The organism is Stenotrophomonas humi, from assembly GCF_001431415.1.
GTDB classification, from domain to species: Bacteria; Pseudomonadota; Gammaproteobacteria; order Xanthomonadales; family Xanthomonadaceae; genus Stenotrophomonas; species Stenotrophomonas humi.
In genome coordinates, this window is sequence record NZ_LDJI01000058.1 from 1 (window position 1) to 709 (window position 709).

At 68.3% G+C, this 709-nt stretch carries 2 pseudogenes; both read left to right on the forward strand.

The features are described from left to right. A pseudogene (locus ABB26_RS18245) lies at window positions 1–299 on the forward strand (hypothetical protein); the annotation flags it as partial. Between the two features lie 139 nt (window positions 300–438). Then, window positions 439–709 (forward strand): annotated as a pseudogene (locus tag ABB26_RS18250) (bifunctional 23S rRNA (guanine(2069)-N(7))-methyltransferase RlmK/23S rRNA (guanine(2445)-N(2))-methyltransferase RlmL); the annotation flags it as partial.

Sequence of the window (709 nt, forward strand, 5' to 3'; positions counted from 1 at the left end):
TGGCCGGGTCCAGCCTGGGGGCCTATATCTCGGCGATCACCTCGCTGAAAGTGCCGGTGAAAGGCCTGTTCCTGATGGTGCCGCCCACCACCATGGGCCCGATGCCGGCGCTGGATGCCGCGCCGGTGCCGATCAGCGTGGTGCATGCCTGGGGCGATGAGCTGATCCCGGCGGCCGAGGTCATCCGCTGGGCCGGCGAACGCTCGGCGCGCCTGCTGCTGGTCGATGACGGCCACCGGCTTAGCCACCACGTCGAGGCCTCCGCACAGGCCTTCGAGGCCCTGCTGCGCTCGCTCTAGGCCGCGTGTGAAGGCTGCCCGGGCCAGCCGATCCGGCGCCCGGGCCTGCAACTGCCTACAATGGCGACCCTGGATGCCCTCCGGGGCCGGTCATCGTGCCCGCCCGCATCCCTTCCTTTCTGACAGCTGATCCGATCCCGTGAAATTCTTTGTTTCCTGCGCCAAGGGCCTTGAGTACCTGCTCGCCGACGAACTGCTGGCGATGGGCCTGACCAAGGCCACCGCTACCATTGCCGGCGTCAACGCCGAAGGTGAACTGCGCGACGCGCAGCGGGTGGTGCTGTGGTCACGCCTGGCCAGCCGCGTGCTGTGGCCGCTGGCCGAGTTTGAATGTCCGGACGAGGGCTCGCTGTATCAGGGCGTGGTCGCCATGCCGTGGGACCAGCACATCAGCTCCGAGCTGACCCTGT